Source organism: Arthrobacter sp. 2RAF6 (assembly GCF_052115205.1).
In the GTDB taxonomy this organism is placed as follows: domain Bacteria; phylum Actinomycetota; class Actinomycetes; order Actinomycetales; family Micrococcaceae; genus Arthrobacter.
On sequence record NZ_JBFRGF010000052.1, the window covers coordinates 13214 to 29890 of the forward strand.

Sequence of the window (16677 nt, forward strand, 5' to 3'; positions counted from 1 at the left end):
AAAGAAAGAACCATCATGACCGCAACAGCACATGAAATCACCTACCGCCTGGACCAGAAGCGCAGCATCAACGGTGCCTTCCCCGGCCCCAAGTCGCAGGCCCTGAACGAGCGCCGCGCGGCCGTCGTCGCTGCCGGCGTGTCCTCGGGCGTGCCGGTCTACGTTGAGGACGCCGACGGCGGCATCATCCGCGACGTCGACGGCAACTCCTTCATCGACCTCGGCTCCGGCATCGCCGTGACGAGCGTTGGCGCTTCGGATCCCGCCGTCGTCGCCGCCGTCCAGGACGCTGCAGCGCACTTCACCCACACCTGTTTCATGGTCACGCCTTACGAGGGCTATGTCGCCGTCGCCGAGCAGCTGAACCGCCTCACCCCGGGCGACCACGAGAAGCGCACGGTGCTCTTCAACTCCGGCGCCGAAGCAGTAGAGAACGCCGTCAAGGTGGCACGCCTGGCAACCGGCCGTGACGCCGTCGTCGCTTTCGACCACGCCTACCACGGACGTACCAACCTGACCATGGCGCTCACCGCCAAGGCCATGCCGTACAAGACCAACTTCGGCCCGTTCGCGCCCGAGGTCTACCGCATGCCGATGAGCTACCCGTTCCGCGAGGAAAACCCGGAGATCACCGGTGCCGAGGCCGCCAAGCGCGCCATCACCATGATCGAAAAGCAGATCGGCGGCGACCAGGTTGCCGCGATCATCATCGAACCGATCCAGGGCGAGGGCGGCTTCATTGTCCCCGCCGAAGGCTTCCTGCCGGCACTGTCCGCATGGGCCAAGGAAAAGGGCATCGTCTTCATCGCAGACGAGGTCCAGTCCGGTTTCTGCCGCACGGGTGAATGGTTCGCCGTCAACCACGAGGGTGTTGTCCCGGACATCATCACCATGGCCAAGGGCATCGCCGGTGGCCTCCCGCTGTCGGCGATCACCGGCCGCGCAGACCTGCTCGACGCCGTCCACCCGGGCGGGCTCGGCGGCACCTACGGTGGCAACCCGGTTGCCTGCGCCGCAGCTCTTGCTGCCATCGGCACCATGGAGCAGCACGACCTCAACGCCCGCGCCCGACACATCGAGGACATCGCACTCGGCCGCTTGCGTGAGCTCGCTTCGGAACTTTCCGTTATCGGCGACGTCCGTGGACGCGGTGCCATGTTGGCGATCGAACTGGTCCAGGCCGGCTCCAAGGAACCGAACGCGGAATTGACCAAGGCTGTCGCCGCCGCGTGCCTCCAGGAAGGCGTCATCATCCTGACCTGCGGTACCTACGGCAACGTGATCCGTCTGCTGCCGCCGCTGGTCATCAGCGACGAACTGCTCCTGGACGGCCTCGAGGTCCTGGCAGCGGCCATCAAGGCCAACGCTTAGCCACAACCTTCAGGTGGACATGCCCACCTCTACGCACCAAGGATGGACATAGTGTGACTATGTCCATCCTTGGTGTTTAACGGGGGGCATGTCCCTCGCGGGCGCGGGAGTTGGGAAGCTGTTCAGGCCGCGCTGAGCCGTGCGCTTTTCCTGATGACCGAGTTCTTGCGTGCCGTGCGCAGCATATCGAGGGTCAGGAGCAGCAGCGCCAGCCACACGATCCCGAAGCCAACCCAGCGGTCCGGCGTCATGGCCTCGTGGAAGACGGCCAGGGCCACGATGAACTGGAGGACCGGCGCGAAGTATTGCAGCAGGCCGATGGTGGTCATGGGCAGGCGGCGCGCGGAGGCACCGAAGAACAGGAGCGGCACGGCCGTGATGATGCCTGAAGCCGCCAATAGCCAGAAGTGGCCCGGTCCGTTGCTCCCCAAAGTTCCGGCTCCCGTGAGGCCGAGGACAATCATGGTGGCGCCTGCGATCGGCGCGAGGACCACGGTCTCCACGGTGAGGCTCGTAATGGCGTTGACCTTGGGCCCCACGCGCTTCTTCACGAAACCGTAAAGTCCAAAGCTGAACGCCAGGACCAGGGCGATCCACGGCAGCTTGCCATAGGAAACCGTCAAGACCCCGACGGCGATGAAGCCGATCCCGACGGCGGCCCACTGGAGCGGGCGGAGCTTTTCCTTCAGGACGAACACGCCAAGGAGCACCGACACGAGCGGGTTGATGAAGTAGCCGAGCGAGGCTTCGACCGCATGTCCGGTGGTGACGCCGAAGGTGTAGGTCAGCCAGTTGATGGCGATCAGTCCGGCGGCAATGGCGAGCGGTCCGAGGACGGCCCGGTCCCTGAAGGCATTGCCGAGGAGGCGCCATGTCCGGGTGACGGTGATGAGCAGGGCGCAGAAAATGAGCGACCACACCACCCGGTTGGCGACGATTTCGACCGCTCCGGCGGGTTGCAGCACCAGGAAGTAGAGCGGAAGCAGGCCCCACAGGCCGTACGCCCCGATGCCGAACACCACACCCGCCGTCGTCTCCTTCTTGGCCGTGGCAGCGGCGGCGGCTGCAGCCGAAGCATTCGAAGCATTGGAAGCACTGGAGGCGGACTGGGCAGGCACGGTTTGCTCGGGCGTAGACACAAAGTCAACAACATCACATTTTGCGAAGGTATTCCTGACCGTACGGCCGGAAAGTTATTGTGAGTTTCCTCGCGCGGTTGTGTCACCTCCCGCCACGTACTGCCACTCCGGCCACAACTGAGAACTAGAATTGGAAACTGCGCGCCCCACCACGCGGGGCGGATTCCCGTCTCAGAAGGGTTCACGGTGTCCAACTCGGCCGAAACCACCTCAAAACGTCCATTGCGCGTCGCTATTGTCGGCGCAGGGCCGGCCGGCGTGTACGCCGCGGATATCCTGACCAAATCGAACGAGGTCAAGGACGGCGACGTCGAGGTCAGCATCGACCTTTTCGAGGCATACCCCGCGCCGTACGGCCTGATCCGCTATGGCGTGGCGCCCGACCACCCCCGCATCAAGGGCATTGTCAACGCGCTTCACAAGGTCCTTGACCGCGGAGACATCCGCTTCCTCGGCAACGTGACCTACGGCCGCGACCTCACGCTGCACGACTTCCGCTCCTTCTACGACGCGGTGATCTTCTCCACGGGGGCCATCAAGGACGCGGACCTGAACATCCCGGGAATCGAGCTGGAAGGCTCCTTCGGCGGAGCCGACTTCGTCTCCTGGTATGACGGACACCCGGACGTGCCCCGCGAATGGCCGCTGGATGCCAAGGAAGTGGCAGTCATCGGCAACGGCAACGTCGCGCTGGACGTGGCCCGCATGCTCTCCAAGCACGCCGACGACCTCCTGGTGACCGAAATCCCGGACAACGTCTATGCCGCCCTCAAAGCCTCCCCGGTCACGGACGTGCACGTCTTCGGACGCCGCGGCCCCGCCCAGATCAAGTTCACTCCGCTGGAACTGCGCGAGCTCTCGCACTCCAACGACGTGGACATTGTGCTGTACCCGGAAGACTTCGAGTTTGACGAAGCCTCTGACGAGGCCATCCGCAGCAACAACCAGATCAAGACCATGGTCAACACGTTGACCAACTGGCTCGTCGAGGAACATGCCGAAGCCGAGCAGCCCTCGTCGCGCCGCTTGCACTTGCATTTCCTGCACAGCCCGGTGGAGATCGTTTCCGAGGACGGCTCCGGGAAGGTCTCCAGCGTCAAGTTCGAGCGCATGAAACTGGACGGCACAGGCAACGTCAAAGGCACCGGCGAGTTCGTGGACTATCCGATCCAGGCCGTCTACCGTGCCATCGGCTACCACGGTTCCCCGCTGGACGAGCTTGAGTACGACGCCCGCCGCGGCGTCATTCCCAACGACGGCGGACGGGTACTGGACGCCGACGGCAAACCGGTACCCGGCATCTACGCCACCGGCTGGATCAAGCGCGGACCCGTCGGCCTGATCGGGCACACCAAGGGCGACGCGTTGGAGACGATCGGCTGTCTCCTGGAGGACCGCCTCACGCTGCCCCCGGCCGAAAACCCGGACCCGCAGGCCATCATCAACCTCCTTGAAGAGCGGGGCATCGAGTACACCACCTGGGAAGGCTGGAACAAGCTCGATGCGCACGAAGTAGCCCTAGGCGCCGAATGGACCGCCGAGAACCCGGACGCCGGCGTCGTGCGCGAACGCATCAAGGTGGTCCCGCGCGAGGACATGATCGAGATCTCGCGCGGCTAACGGCTAACGGTTCGGGACAGAGCCTAGCCGCTAGCGCACCGCGCCTAGCGGCTAGCGGACGGCGCGCCTAGCGGCCCGGGACTAACTCCCTCGTCCGCCGGAGGCCTAAAATGAGCCATGGACGAGGAGCTCCGCTGGACTGACGCGGTCGGGCAGGCAGAATTGGTGCGGAGCGGCGCGATTTCGCCGAGTGAACTGCTCGACGCCGGCCGCGACCGTATCCGGGAGATCGATCCGGTTCTGCATTGCGTGGTCGCGCACTTGGAACCTGGAGCGGCCGACCAGGCCCCTGACACACCGTTTCCAGGGGTTCCCTTCCTGGTGAAGGACCTGTCCCTGGAGATCGCCGGAGCGCCCTTCACCGAAGGCTCCCGCTGGTTGAAGGACAACGTCTCAAGCCAGGACCAGGAGCTTGTGCGGCGGTACCGCCAGGCCGGACTTGCCATCCTCGGGAAGACCAACACGCCGGAATTCGGGCTCAGCCCGCATTGCGAGCCGGCCTTGCATGGTGCCACCCGAAACCCTTGGAACCTGGGGCTGTCCACGAGCGGCTCCAGCGGCGGGTCCGCCGCCGCCGTCGCCTCTGGAATGGTCCCCATGGCGCACGGGAATGATCTTGGCGGATCCCTTCGCTACCCGGCTGCATGGTGCGGGGTTTTCGGGTTCAAGCCGACCCGGGGACGGGTTCCCATGGGCCCAGAGTATGGCGACGTGGCCGGGGGCTTCGCCGTGGAACATGCGCTGACCCGGAGCGTGCGCGATTCGGCGGCACTCCTCGACGCGACGGCAGGTCCGTCGCCCGGTGATCCATATTGGGCGCCGCCCCAGGCCCGGCCCTTCCTGCTTGAGGCCGGCACTGTTCCTGGAAAGCTCCGCATCGCCGCAACCGCGACGCCCAACTCGGGGCAGCAAGTGCATCCGGACTACCTGAGCGTGTTCGAGGAAACCGTGGAATTGCTCGCCGGGCTGGGCCACACTGTCACGGAAGCGCATCCCGAGAGCCTGGGGCGGGCCGGGCACCGGGCGGTCAGGGCCGTCTATGGAGGCGCGATCGCTTGGATTGAGGCGTACTGGACGCAGAGGATGGGCAGGTCGCCGGAAGCCGGTGAGATCGAGCCGTTCACCGTAGCCAATTTTGAGCGCTCGCGGGCCGTGACAGGCGGGCAATACCTCCTTGGCATGGAGGAATTGCAGCGCTTCAGCCGTCGTTTGGCTGGATTCTTCGAGGAATTCGACGTCTGGATGACACCCACCGTCGGCTGGCCACCGTTGCCCCTGGGAACGCTGCGAGGCACCGAGGAAGAACCGTTGCGCGGCGAGCGCGAAGCCGGCCGCTTCCTCATGTTCGACGGCGAGTACGCGAACATCTCGGGCAACCCGGCTATGTCGGTGCCACTCGGAGTCGATTCGACCGGCCTGCCGGTGGGCATGTCCTTCCTTGGCCGCTTCGGGGACGAGGCCACGCTCTTTCGCCTGGCGGGCCAGCTTGAGAAAGCCGCACCTTGGGCGGACCGCAAACCTGAAGCCCTCGCACGGACCTTGGCTGCACCGCTCTGAAGCTGAAGCAAGACAGGAGAGAAGCAATGTTCATGGGCGTCTACCATTTCGACGGAGATCCCGCTCAACTGCTGGAACGTCACAAGCGCATGGTGGGGCTCTTGCCACCTGGTGCGTTGAAGATCCATGTATGCCTATCCACCGAGGGTGGCATCTCGGTATACGACACCTGTCCGGACAGGGCAACGTTTGACCGCTTCAGCCGTGGCCACAGTTTCGCGGAACTCGTCGCGGAAGTCGGCCTGCCTGAACCCCGGATCGAAGCGTTGGGCGATGTCGAGTCGTACGAATTCCACCCGGAGTAACCCGCCCCGCGGAAGCCAATCCCTAGGCCAGCCGGGCGATGCTCCGGCGGATCGGGCGCGGCGCGGTGCCGTCGGAGAACAGTTCGGGGGTGGCGGCCTGGATGCGCTTGACGTCGTCGAATACGCCTCGCAAGTGGATCCGCAGCGAATTGTCGGCGCTGGCGGGATCGTTGGTCTCCAGCGCGTCCACGATTGCGGTGTGCTGCTCGATCAAGGTGGACACCGGCCGGGTGTCGATGAGGCTCAGTCGTCGTGCACGGTCCAAATGAGCCTTGGCTGAATTGACTGCGGTCCATGCTGTTTCGTGGCCTGCAAGGCGGAGCAGTTCGCGGTGGAAGTCCTCGTCCAGCCTGAAGAACTCGTCTATATCGCCGGCGGCCTCGGCACCTCGTTGGTCCTCGAGGATTTCGCGGAGCCCCGCAATTCCGTCGCGATCAACGACGGCGTCAACCAGGGAAGCGCACTCGATGGCTTCCCTGACGAACTGGGCTTCGGCGACCCTGCCGAGATCCACCAGGGAGACGAACGAACCGATCTGCGGGAAGACCTGGACCAAACCTTCTTCGCGCAGCAGAATCAGGCTTTCCCTGACAGGCGTCCTGCTGACCCCTAGCTCCTGGGCGAGTTCATTTTCGGACAGAGGCTCACCGGGCCGCAGCTCGAGCGAAATGATTCGACGCCGGAGGGTGTCCAGGGTCCGGTCACGCACCGAGAGCCTGGGCGCCTCTTCATTTGCTGGTTTCTTCATAGCCACGGGTCCAGTCTAATATCCATTGACAGACTAGAATGGTAGTGCTTGTATGGTAGTAACAGAACAGCCGGACCCATCTTCTTGAGGCCTCGTTTCGAGGGCATTACCAAGGCTGTCAATCCCATCCGAGATTCCTCCATTTCGCTTTTCATCGCCTGCAAAGGAGCAATTGATGACCGAGAGCTTTGCCCCACCCGCCGTCAAGCCAACTACCAGGAGCACGGGCGACCTCGCGAAGGTTGCCGTTTCCGGATGGCTCGGTACGGCCATGGAATTCATGGACTTCCAGCTCTACTCGCTGGCAGCGGCCATCGTCTTCAACAAGATCTTCTTCCCGGACGTCAGCCCGGTCATCGGCTTGATCGCCGCAATGGCGACCTACGGCGTCGGATATGTGGCCCGCCTCGTCGGTGCGATCTACTTCGGCCGCATGGGTGACCGGATCGGCCGCAAGAAGGTCCTGTTCATCACCATCGCACTCATGGGTGCGTCCACCACCCTGATCGGCGTGCTTCCCACCTACGCGATGATCGGTATTTGGGCACCGATCCTGCTCGTCGCGCTGCGCCTCATCCAGGGCTTTGGTGCCGGCGCCGAAATTGCCGGGGCAACGGTCATGCTCACCGAATACGCCTCCGCCCGCCGTCGCGGCCTGATTTCCTCCTTGGTGTGCCTCGGAACCAACTCCGGAACCCTTGGCGCTTCAGCGCTCTGGGCTGTCCTCGTTGCTGCCCTTCCCCAGGACCAATTGCTCAGTTGGGGTTGGCGTATCCCGTTCCTGGCGAGCTTCGTACTCATGATCTTCGCGATCTGGATTCGCCGTTCCCTCAAGGAAAGCCCGGTGTTCGAAGAGCGTGCCGACGTCGTTAACGGAGTTGCCCTGTCCAAGCAGGACATCATGTCCAAGCAGGACGTTGTTCGCGAAGCCAAGGACAGCAAAAAGGCCACCAGCACTATCGAAGCCGCACTCCACCAGCGCAAGGGCAAGGCCTTCCTCATCGCCCTTGGCCTGCGGTTTGGCCAAGCGGGCAACTCCGGCCTCGTCCAGACGTTCCTGGTCGGTTACCTCGCGACGGTGCTGCTGGTCGACAAGACGGTAGGCACCACGGCCATCGTCTACGGTTCCCTGCTGGGTTTCGTCACCATCCCGTTGATCGGTCTCCTGGGCGACCGCTTCGGACGCAGGCCCCTGTACCTGGTCCTCAGCGCCTTGAGCGCGCTGTTTGCCATCCCCATGATGCTGATGGTTACCAGCGGAAACCCCGCCGTCATCACGACGGGCATGGTCATTGGCCTTAACCTTGGCGTGCTCAGCCTCTTCTCGATGGAGAGCGTCACCATGGCCGAGTTCTTTGGAGCCCGCACCCGCTTCACCCAGCTGGCGTTGGCGAAGGAGATCGGCGGCATCCTCGCCACCGCCATCGGTCCGCTGTTGGCTGCGACCCTGACCGCCGTCACCGGTCAGTGGTGGCCGCTGGCTGCGATGCTTATCGGCTACTCGCTGATTACGTTGGTTTCCGCCGCCGTCGGACCGGAAGTCCGTGGCCGTGACATGGTCCTCCTGGAAGACGCCGTATGAAAGCGGTAGTAGTCCACGGCGCGAACGATCTCCGCATCGATGAGCGGCCCGAGCCCGTCGCAGGGCCCGGAGAAGTGGTACTCGACGTCGAGTGGGGCGGGATCTGTGGTTCCGACCTGTCCTACTGGAAGCACGGCGCGTCTGGAACAGCGACGCTGAAGTCGCCGCTCGTCCTGGGCCACGAGGTTGCCGGCCGCATCGCGCAGCTGGGGGCCGGCGTCGAGAATTTCGACGTCGGCCAGCCCGTCACGGTACATCCCGCGGAACTGGTAGGCGACGGCGTTATGCCCGAGCGTTTGGCCGGACGCACCAACCTGTATCCGCATATCCGGTACTTCGGCTCGGCCGCCTTTGACCCGCATACGGACGGTGGCTTCAGCGAACGGAAGCGCGTCCGGGCATCGCAACTCCGGTCCCTGCCCGACGGCGTCGATACCCTGCGCGGTGCGCTCGCTGAACCGCTCGCGGTCGCCATGCACGCCGTCGGTAGGGCGGGATCACTCACTGGGCGGGACGTCTTGGTGAACGGTGCGGGTCCGATCGGTTCCCTGGTGATTGCTGCTGCCAAGTACGCGGGCGCCAGGACGGTCGTCGCGGCGGACATCAACGACGCCTCGCTGCGGATCGCGAAGGCCATGGGGGCCGACGAAGTGCGCAATGTCGCAAGCGGCGGCGCGCTTCCCGACGACGTCGAATTGGTTTTTGAGGCCTCTGGTATCCCCGGAGTCCTCGGCAGCGTCCTCAAGGCCACCGCCCGTGGCGGAACCCTTGTCCAGGTAGGCAACCTTCCGGGCGCCCCGAGCCTTTCGGCCATTGGTGATCTGGTGACGCGTGAAATCACGTGGATCGGCTCGTACCGTTTCGTGGACGAAATCAGCGACGCCGTGCTCGCCATGGCCAACGGCCTGGATGTTTCACCCGTGATCACGCATAAATTCGCCATTGACCAGGCCGCCGAAGCCATGAGGGCGGCCACAGACCCGACATCCGGCAGCAGCAAAGTCATGCTGCAGCTGAGCCAAGCCAACTGACTCGCAATAGGTGTCGTTTTGACCGCTCAAAACGACACCTATTGCCAGCTACGCAAAGGACCAAAAGCATTGAAGATCACCGACGCACGGGTGGTGGTTTCGTCTCCGGGACGAAACTACGTCACGCTCGTTATTGAAACCGAGGACGGCATCACCGGCATCGGCGACGCCACGCTCAACGGCCGCGAACTGGCTGTCGCGTCCTACCTGTCCGAGCACCTCTGCCCGCTGCTGATCGGCCGCGACGCGCGCCGTATCGAGGACACGTGGCAGTACTTTTACAAGGGCGCTTACTGGCGCCGCGGCCCGGTGACCATGACGGCGATCGCGGCCATCGACGTCGCGCTTTGGGATATCAAGGGCAAGGCAGCCGGCATGCCGGTCTACGAACTGCTGGGCGGTGCCGCTCGTGAAGGCGTCATGGTCTACGGCCACGCGAGCGGATCGACGCTGGATGACCTCAGCGCCGACTTCCAGCATCACTTGGACCTCGGCTACAAGGCGATCCGTGCACAGGCGGCGGTTCCAGGGCTGGAAAAGACGTACGGGATCGCGCCGGTTGACGGCAAGACATACGAGCCCGCCAGCGGCAATGTCCCCCAAGAAGACATGTGGGAGACCACCTCCTATCTTGACTTCGCGCCGAAAATGATGGCACATGTCCGCGAACAGTTCGGCTACGGCGTACATGTCCTCCACGATGTGCATCACCGGCTGACTCCCATTGAGGCGGGACGGCTTGGGGCCTCGTTGGAGCAGTACCGTCCGTTCTGGACCGAGGATCCCACCCCGGCGGAGGACCAATCGGCGTTCCGGCTGATCCGCCAACACACGACGACGCCCATCGCCGTCGGGGAGGTCTTCAACTCCATCTGGGATTGCCAGCAGCTCATCACCGAACGCCTCATCGACTACATCCGCACCTCGGTTTCACACGCCGGCGGCATCACGCACCTGCGGAGGATCTTCTCGCTCGCGGACCTCTACGGCGTCCGCTCCGGCTCGCACGGTGCCGGCGATCTTTCGCCGGTCTCTTTCGCCGCGGCCCTGCACGTGGACATGAGCATCCCGAACTTCGGCGTCCAGGAATACATGGGGCACAGGGACCCGGCGGGCGAGGTGTTCAAGACGTCCTACACCTTTACTGACGGCTACATGCATCCCGGCGACGCTCCCGGCCTCGGAGTGGAATTCGACGAAGAAGCAGCGCTGACCTTCCCTTTCGATCCGAAATACCTGCCTATCAACCGCCGCCTCGACGGTTCCGTCCACGATTGGTAAGGGCACAACTGGTGAACCCTGTGACTGAAACCCTCCAGAGGGAGCCCTTCGACGTCGTCGTGATGGGCGAAATCCTCCTTGAGGTCGCCACGGATGTCCCCGTCGGACACGGTGTTCCGGCGCAGCTCGGCATCTCCGGGGACGCGCTCAATGTCGCGGCATCAGCCGCTGCGGCCGGCGCCCGCGTGGGACTGCTGGCTGTACTCAGCGACGATGAGCTCGGGCAAGCGATTGCCGCCAGGATCGTGGAGCTCGGCATTTCCACCGAACTCCTGAAATTCAGGCCGGGACAGCAGGGCATGTACCTGGTGCATTGCGACCCCGACGGCCAGCGGGAATTCTCCTACGCGCGCCGCGGCAGCGTTGGATCAACGCTAAGCCCCGACGACGTCGATCCCGCCGTGTTCTCAGCCGCCGGTGCAGTTGTGGCCGGCGGGATCGCCTGCGCGATTTCCAGTACAGCGCGTGCCGCTGTTCTCAAGGCCGCAGGAGTTTCGCCACGCTTTGTCTTCGACCCCAACTACCGGCCGCGGCTGACCTCCTTGGAGGACGCGACGGCGGTCCTCGCCGAACTCGCGCCCCGGGCGTTCCTCGTTACCCCGTCTTTCCCCGGGGAAACGTCGGCACTCCTCGGCTGCTCGTCGGCCGAGGACGCCGTAGAAAAGCTCTGCCGGCTCGGCGCCGTGAACGTCGCGGTGACATGCGGAGCTGACGGCATCCAGCTGGGGAGCGTCGCCGATTCGCTCTGGGTTGACGCGATACCGGCGCCCGTCGTCGTGGACCAGACGGGAGCCGGGGACGCTTTCGTAGGGACCATGACCGCCCGGATAGTGCTCGGCGACACGCTCCCGACGGCGGTCCGCTACGGTGCCGCTGCCGCCTCCCTTGTGGTGGGCGGCAAAGGCGGCACCGGGTTCGTCCCGACGTTTGAGCAGACGCGGGCGCACGCAGCGTCCCGGACCGGGGAAGGACTGACATCGCACGCCTGAGTTACAACCCTCTCGCCGGACGCGCGGGGGTCAAGCCAGTGTTTCCGGCAAGGGCTGTGAAGCCGGGCATCGTTCACCTTGGTTTGGGGGCCTTCGACGGCGAGCTGGCCGACCGGCCCGGATTCGCCGAGCTACTCGCACACTGGTACAGCATCATCGACAACCACGGGCTCGACGGCCTGAGAAACGAGATCCACCATGGCTGACGCCGCTCATATCCTGAAGATTTCCCCTGTCATTCCCGTGGTGACCATCGATGATCCACGCCATGCTGTGCCGGTGGCCCGCGCCCTCGCCGACGGCGGGGTCCGGATCATCGAGCTGACGCTCCGGACAGATAGTGCACTGACGTCGCTCAAACTCATTGCCGAGGAAGTGCCGGAAATCCTGCTAGGCGCGGGAACGGTCCTCACGCCCGGCCAGGCCGATGAAGCTGTGGCCGCGGGCGCGCAGTTCCTGGTCAGCCCGGGAGTCACGCCCGCCCTGCTAGGGCACATGCTCACCCTCGACGTTCCAGTGCTCCCCGGAGTCGCCACCGTCGGGGAAGTCATGGCGGTGTTGGAGCAGGGACTTGAGGCCATGAAGTTCTTCCCGGCAGGCCCGGCCGGTGGCCCCGACTATGTGGCTGCCATCGGAGCTCCCGTCCCGCAAGTGCAGTTCTGTCCTACAGGCGGCATCACGCCGGCGTCGGCGCCCGAATACCTGAAGCTCGCAAACGTCTCCTGCGTCGGAGGCAGCTGGCTGACACCCCGCAACGCCATCGAAAACGGGGACTGGAAACTCATCACCGAGCTCGCTCAACAGGCTGCGGCCCTCGCTGTCGCCCCATAGGCAAAGCCTCGAGACCCAACTAGACTGGCCCATACTGTGCTGCGTCCGGTTTTGGGAGTTCGATGAAGAATCCGATCCATCCGGCAGCTTCGGTCAATGATGTCGCCGAGCTGTTGCAGCGCCATGCCCGCGCTGGACATGAGCAAATTGATACGTGGCGCTTTGGGCTTCCAGATGCCACGGAGCTTTCCGGTTTGCGTAGCCTGATCAAGGAATCCTGGCAGCGTTCCGCGCAGCTCAAGGCGAACCCGGACCAGCCCGAAGCTCCCGTGGCCATGGACCTCGACGAGCTCGAGGAATACCGCCGCCAACACCCGCTGGCCATCATCATGCCCGTCATACAGAAGCTCCTCATCCAGCCCAGCTATGAGAGCGGGCTGCTGGTCGCCGTCGGGGATGAGCTCGGCCGCCTGCTGTGGGTGGACGGAAATCCCGCAATGCGGCGCCGCGCCGAAGGCATGATGTTCGTGGCAGGCGCGGACTGGTCAGAAGCCGCGGTCGGTACCAGTGCGCCCGGCACGGCGCTCGCCTTGGGCCGCGGCATCCAGATTTCAGGCGCCGAGCACTACAAACGCTCGGTCCATCCGTGGAGCTGCACCGCGGTGCCCTTCCATGACCCTGACTCCGGCGCGCTCCTCGGCGTCGTCGACATCACCGGCACCGAAGCCGCCGTCGCACCCCACACGCTATCCCTCGTTGAAGCAACAGTGGCGGCAGCGCAGGCGCAATTGCGCGTGGAAAGACTCCAGCTCGCGGCCGCCAAGCGCTCTACGCCTGCCCGACGCCGGAACTCGCCTTCCGCCGTCGGCTCGCCCCCGGGAACCGGGCTGTACCGGAACAGCCTCCAGCTGCTGGGCCGGGACCAGGCCCTGTTGAGCATGGGAGGACGCAGCATTCCGCTTTCCGCGAGGCACAGCGAAATCCTGGCGTTGCTGGGAACCCGTCCCGAGGGGCTCAGTGCCGAGGAGCTCGCTCTGGCCCTCTATCCGGGAGATGGATTCACCGTCACCCTCCGGGCGGAAATGGTGCGCCTTCGGAAGGTACTCCACCAACTCGATCCCGCGGCAGTTCCGGAATCCCGCCCCTACCGGCTCCCGATCGACCTCGGCCAGGACGCCGCCCAGGTTCTGTCCTGCCTGCAGCGGGGCGCCCACCGCATCGCCTTGGAGATCTACAAGGGCGCCGTCCTTCCGCATTCGGAAGCGCCCGGCATCGTGGAGCTCCGCGAGAAGGTCTCCGCGCTCTTGCGCGAGGCGGTCCTCAACGACGGCAGTGCCGAGGCCCTGCTCAAGTATGCCGGGCTGCCTGAGGCGAAGAACGACGTCGATGTGCGGCTTGCCGCCCTCAAGCTCCTGCCGCCGCGCTCGCCCAAGCGGGCTTCCGTCGTCGCCGAGCTTGAACGCCTGGAAAGCGAACTGTCGGCCTGACGCGGGCCCTGGTGTGGCACTCGGGAAATACTGAGTTTCGGCCCGTATCGTTGAACCGAGCCGAACGAAAGAAGCTTTCTCCGTGTTGAACAAACGCCTCGCCGTTGCCCTGACCGTTTCCGGACTCCTTGCCGGAGCCACAGCCTGCGGGGCACCCGCCCAGACAGCGCCCGCATCGGCAACGCCTTCGGCTTCGGCCACCACAGCTGCCGCCGCCGGCTGGGAACTCGATCCAGCCGCCGGCGCCCGGAGAATCAAGGCCGCGGGCCTGGATATCCTGACTGCCGAAGGCACAGCCGAGCACTATCACGCCCACCTGGACGTGCTTGTCGATGGCAAAGCCGTCACAGTCCCGGCCGAGATCGGCTTCAGTTTCGGGGCCGACGGGCAGCCCAACGGAATCTCGGCGCTTCACACCCACGACACGTCCGGCGTCATCCATATCGAAGCGCCTACGTCCGGCCTGAAGTACACACTGGGCCAGGTCCTCAGCGAATGGGGAGTCCTGGACGGTAAAGATGCCACCGGAGCACCGCACAGCGGGACCGGCGGCTGGACCGCCTACGTGAACGGCGCAAAGCAGGGTGCGCCGGTGTCTGACGTGGTCCTCAAGGCCCACGACGAGGTAGTGCTCTCCTTCGGTGCCGCACCTTCGCCGGTTCCGAGCTCCTACGCCTTCCCCGCGGGCCTCTAGCTTCCACGACCCCGGTAGGCGAGTACCGCCCCATAGTGATCTGAAACACAGGGTTGCAACCTGCTTGCAACCTCCCCGCTCCTACGGTGAAGGCATAGCAAAGCCACCATCATGCGGAGCAAAGGAGCTACAGATGACTGTTTATGCACAGCCAGGTGCCGAGGGTTCGAAGGTCACGTTCAAAGACCGTTACGAGAACTGGATCGGCGGCGAGTGGGTTGCCCCGGTCAAGGGACAGTACTTCGAAAACATCACTCCGGTGACCGGGAAGGCCTTCTGCGAGGTTGCGCGTGGCACGGCCGAGGACATCGAGCTGGCACTGGACGCCGCACACAAGATCGCACCGTCTTGGGGCAAGACATCCGTGGCCGAGCGTGCCGCCATCCTGAACAAGATCGCTGACCGCATCGACGAAAACCTCGAAATGCTGGCCGTCGCCGAGTCTTGGGACAACGGCAAGCCGATCCGCGAAACGCTGAACGCGGACATCCCGTTGGCGGCGGACCACTTCCGCTACTTCGCCTCCGCCGTCCGCGCCCAGGAAGGCCGGCTGTCCCAGCTGGACGAGGACACCACCGCGTACCACTACCACGAACCGCTCGGCGTTGTGGGGCAGATCATCCCGTGGAACTTCCCCATCCTCATGGCCGTCTGGAAGCTCGCTCCGGCCCTGGCGGCCGGTAACGCCGTGGTCCTCAAGCCCGCCGAGCAGACGCCGTCCTCCATCCTGGTCCTCATGGAGCTCATCGGTGACCTGCTGCCGGCCGGCGTGCTCAACGTGGTCAACGGCTTCGGCGTCGAGGCCGGCAAGCCCCTTGCCTCCAGCCCGCGGATCCGCAAGATCGCCTTCACTGGTGAGACCACCACGGGCCGGCTGATCAGCCAGTACGCCAGCGCCAACTTGATCCCGGTGACCCTTGAACTGGGCGGCAAGAGCCCGAATATTTTCTTCGACGACGTCGCCGCGCAGAACGACGCGTTCTACGACAAGGCCCAGGAAGGCTTCACGCTCTTCGCCTTCAACCAGGGCGAAGTCTGCACCTGCCCGTCCCGCGCCCTGGTCCAGGAAGGCATCTACGACTCCTTCATCGCCGACGCCGTGGCCCGCACCAACAAGATCATCCAGGGCAACCCCCTGGATACCGACACCCAGATCGGCGCCCAGGCCTCCAATGACCAGCTGGAGAAGATCCTTTCCTACATCGACATTGGAAAGCAGGAAGGCGCCAAGGTCCTCACCGGCGGCTCCCGGGCCCAGCTCGACGGCGACCTGGCCGGAGGCTATTACGTCCAGCCGACCATCTTCGAGGGGCACAACCGGATGCGGATTTTCCAGGAGGAGATCTTCGGCCCCGTGGTATCCGTGACGAAGTTCAGCGACTACAACGACGCCATCGGCATCGCCAACGACACCCTCTACGGACTCGGCGCCGGCGTCTGGTCCCGCAACGGCAACGTCGCCTACCGGGCAGGACGGGAAATCCAGGCCGGCCGCGTCTGGGTCAACAACTACCACGCCTACCCCGCCGGCGCCGCGTTCGGCGGGTACAAGTCCTCCGGCATCGGCCGCGAAAACCACGCGATGATGCTGGACCACTACCAGCAGACCAAGAACCTCCTGGTCAGCTACAACGAGAACAAGCTCGGCTTCTTCTAAGCCGCACTTAACCCGTCGGGGAGTGTTCAGCACAGATCACTCCCCGCCGGCCCTCCCTGGCCACCGCTCAGGAAAAAGCAGCAAACCTCAAGCAACGCATTAATGACGCAAGGATTTCGCCAATGACGACGACAATGCAAGCAGCCGTAGTAACTGAATTCGGTAAAGACCTTCAGATCCAGTCCCTTCCCATTCCTGTTCCGGGCCGGGGGGAAGCGCTGGTCAGGGTGATGACCACGGGGGTGTGCCACACGGACCTGCACGCCGCTGAGGGGGACTGGCCGGTCAAGCCCTCGCCGCCGTTCGTGCCTGGACATGAAGGGGTGGGTGAAGTGGTGGCCCTCGGTGAGGGTGTCACGGACCTGGCGGTCGGGGACCTGGTGGGCAACGCCTGGCTCTGGTCCGCTTGTGGCGATTGCCAGTTCTGCCGGACCGGTTGGGAGAC

At 64.6% G+C, this 16677-nt stretch carries 16 protein-coding genes; 14 read left to right on the forward strand and 2 right to left on the reverse strand.

The window, feature by feature from the left end; all coding sequences use genetic code 11:
• Nucleotides 1-15 precede the first annotated feature (15 nt).
• Complete coding sequence (gabT, locus tag AB4Z38_RS23325) at nt 16-1371, forward strand: 4-aminobutyrate--2-oxoglutarate transaminase (RefSeq protein ID WP_441431904.1); 1356 nt, start codon at nt 16-18, stop codon at nt 1369-1371.
• Nucleotides 1372-1493: 122 nt separating this feature from the next.
• Here gabT and rarD read toward each other — a convergent pair whose 3' ends face one another.
• Nucleotides 1494-2510: an EamA family transporter RarD gene (rarD, locus tag AB4Z38_RS23330; protein ID WP_441431905.1), complete on the reverse strand. Its 1017-nt coding sequence runs from the start codon at nt 2508-2510 to the stop codon at nt 1494-1496.
• Between the two features lie 186 nt (nt 2511-2696).
• On the opposite strand from rarD, the gene AB4Z38_RS23335 reads away from it, so the two are divergent.
• The 3 genes from AB4Z38_RS23335 (at nt 2697) to AB4Z38_RS23345 (ending at nt 5992) form a co-directional block, all read left to right on the forward strand.
• Nucleotides 2697-4130: an FAD-dependent oxidoreductase gene (locus AB4Z38_RS23335; RefSeq protein WP_441431906.1), complete on the forward strand. Its 1434-nt coding sequence runs from the start codon at nt 2697-2699 to the stop codon at nt 4128-4130.
• 117 nt (nt 4131-4247) lie between these two features.
• Complete coding sequence (locus AB4Z38_RS23340) at nt 4248-5687, forward strand: amidase (RefSeq protein WP_441431907.1); 1440 nt, start codon at nt 4248-4250, stop codon at nt 5685-5687.
• Between the two features lie 32 nt (nt 5688-5719).
• Nucleotides 5720-5992: a hypothetical protein gene (locus tag AB4Z38_RS23345; RefSeq protein WP_441431908.1), complete on the forward strand. Its 273-nt coding sequence runs from the start codon at nt 5720-5722 to the stop codon at nt 5990-5992.
• A gap of 22 nt (nt 5993-6014) precedes the next feature.
• On the opposite strand, the gene AB4Z38_RS23350 is transcribed toward AB4Z38_RS23345, so the two are convergent.
• Nucleotides 6015-6740, reverse strand: coding sequence for a GntR family transcriptional regulator (locus AB4Z38_RS23350; RefSeq protein ID WP_441431918.1), 726 nt, complete (start codon nt 6738-6740; stop codon nt 6015-6017).
• 175 nt (nt 6741-6915) lie between these two features.
• Between AB4Z38_RS23350 and AB4Z38_RS23355 the strand changes: the two genes are divergently transcribed.
• From AB4Z38_RS23355 to AB4Z38_RS23400, 10 genes are all read left to right on the forward strand, one after another.
• Complete coding sequence (locus AB4Z38_RS23355) at nt 6916-8322, forward strand: MFS transporter (protein WP_441431909.1); 1407 nt, start codon at nt 6916-6918, stop codon at nt 8320-8322.
• Nucleotides 8319-9353, forward strand: a complete 1035-nt coding sequence (locus AB4Z38_RS23360) for an L-idonate 5-dehydrogenase (protein ID WP_441431910.1) — start codon at nt 8319-8321, stop codon at nt 9351-9353. The genes AB4Z38_RS23355 and AB4Z38_RS23360 overlap by 4 nt, the downstream gene beginning before the upstream one ends.
• Nucleotides 9354-9422: 69 nt before the next feature.
• A complete protein-coding gene (gene manD / locus AB4Z38_RS23365; protein ID WP_441431911.1) occupies nt 9423-10634 on the forward strand; it encodes a D-mannonate dehydratase ManD in 1212 nt (403 codons plus the stop codon).
• Nucleotides 10635-10696: 62 nt separating this feature from the next.
• Entirely contained in the window at nt 10697-11623 is a 927-nt protein-coding gene (locus tag AB4Z38_RS23370; RefSeq protein ID WP_441431919.1) for a sugar kinase, read from the forward strand.
• A gap of 38 nt (nt 11624-11661) precedes the next feature.
• On the forward strand, nt 11662-11829 hold the full coding sequence (locus AB4Z38_RS23375) for a hypothetical protein (protein WP_441431912.1): 168 nt from the start codon (nt 11662-11664) through the stop codon (nt 11827-11829).
• Nucleotides 11822-12454, forward strand: coding sequence for a bifunctional 4-hydroxy-2-oxoglutarate aldolase/2-dehydro-3-deoxy-phosphogluconate aldolase (gene eda, locus AB4Z38_RS23380; RefSeq protein ID WP_441431913.1), 633 nt, complete (start codon nt 11822-11824; stop codon nt 12452-12454). The genes AB4Z38_RS23375 and eda overlap by 8 nt, the downstream gene beginning before the upstream one ends.
• A 62-nt stretch (nt 12455-12516) precedes the next feature.
• The gene (locus AB4Z38_RS23385) at nt 12517-13881 is read left to right on the forward strand and encodes a GAF domain-containing protein (RefSeq protein WP_441431914.1); all 1365 of its coding nucleotides are present in this window, start codon (nt 12517-12519) and stop codon (nt 13879-13881) included.
• Nucleotides 13882-13963: 82 nt separating this feature from the next.
• On the forward strand, nt 13964-14575 hold the full coding sequence (locus AB4Z38_RS23390; RefSeq protein ID WP_441431915.1) for a hypothetical protein: 612 nt from the start codon (nt 13964-13966) through the stop codon (nt 14573-14575).
• Between the two features lie 133 nt (nt 14576-14708).
• Nucleotides 14709-16232, forward strand: coding sequence for an acetaldehyde dehydrogenase ExaC (exaC, locus tag AB4Z38_RS23395; protein WP_441431916.1), 1524 nt, complete (start codon nt 14709-14711; stop codon nt 16230-16232).
• Nucleotides 16233-16354: 122 nt separating this feature from the next.
• A partial coding sequence (locus tag AB4Z38_RS23400; RefSeq protein WP_441431917.1) for an alcohol dehydrogenase catalytic domain-containing protein occupies nt 16355-16677 on the forward strand: 323 nt, incomplete at its 3' end.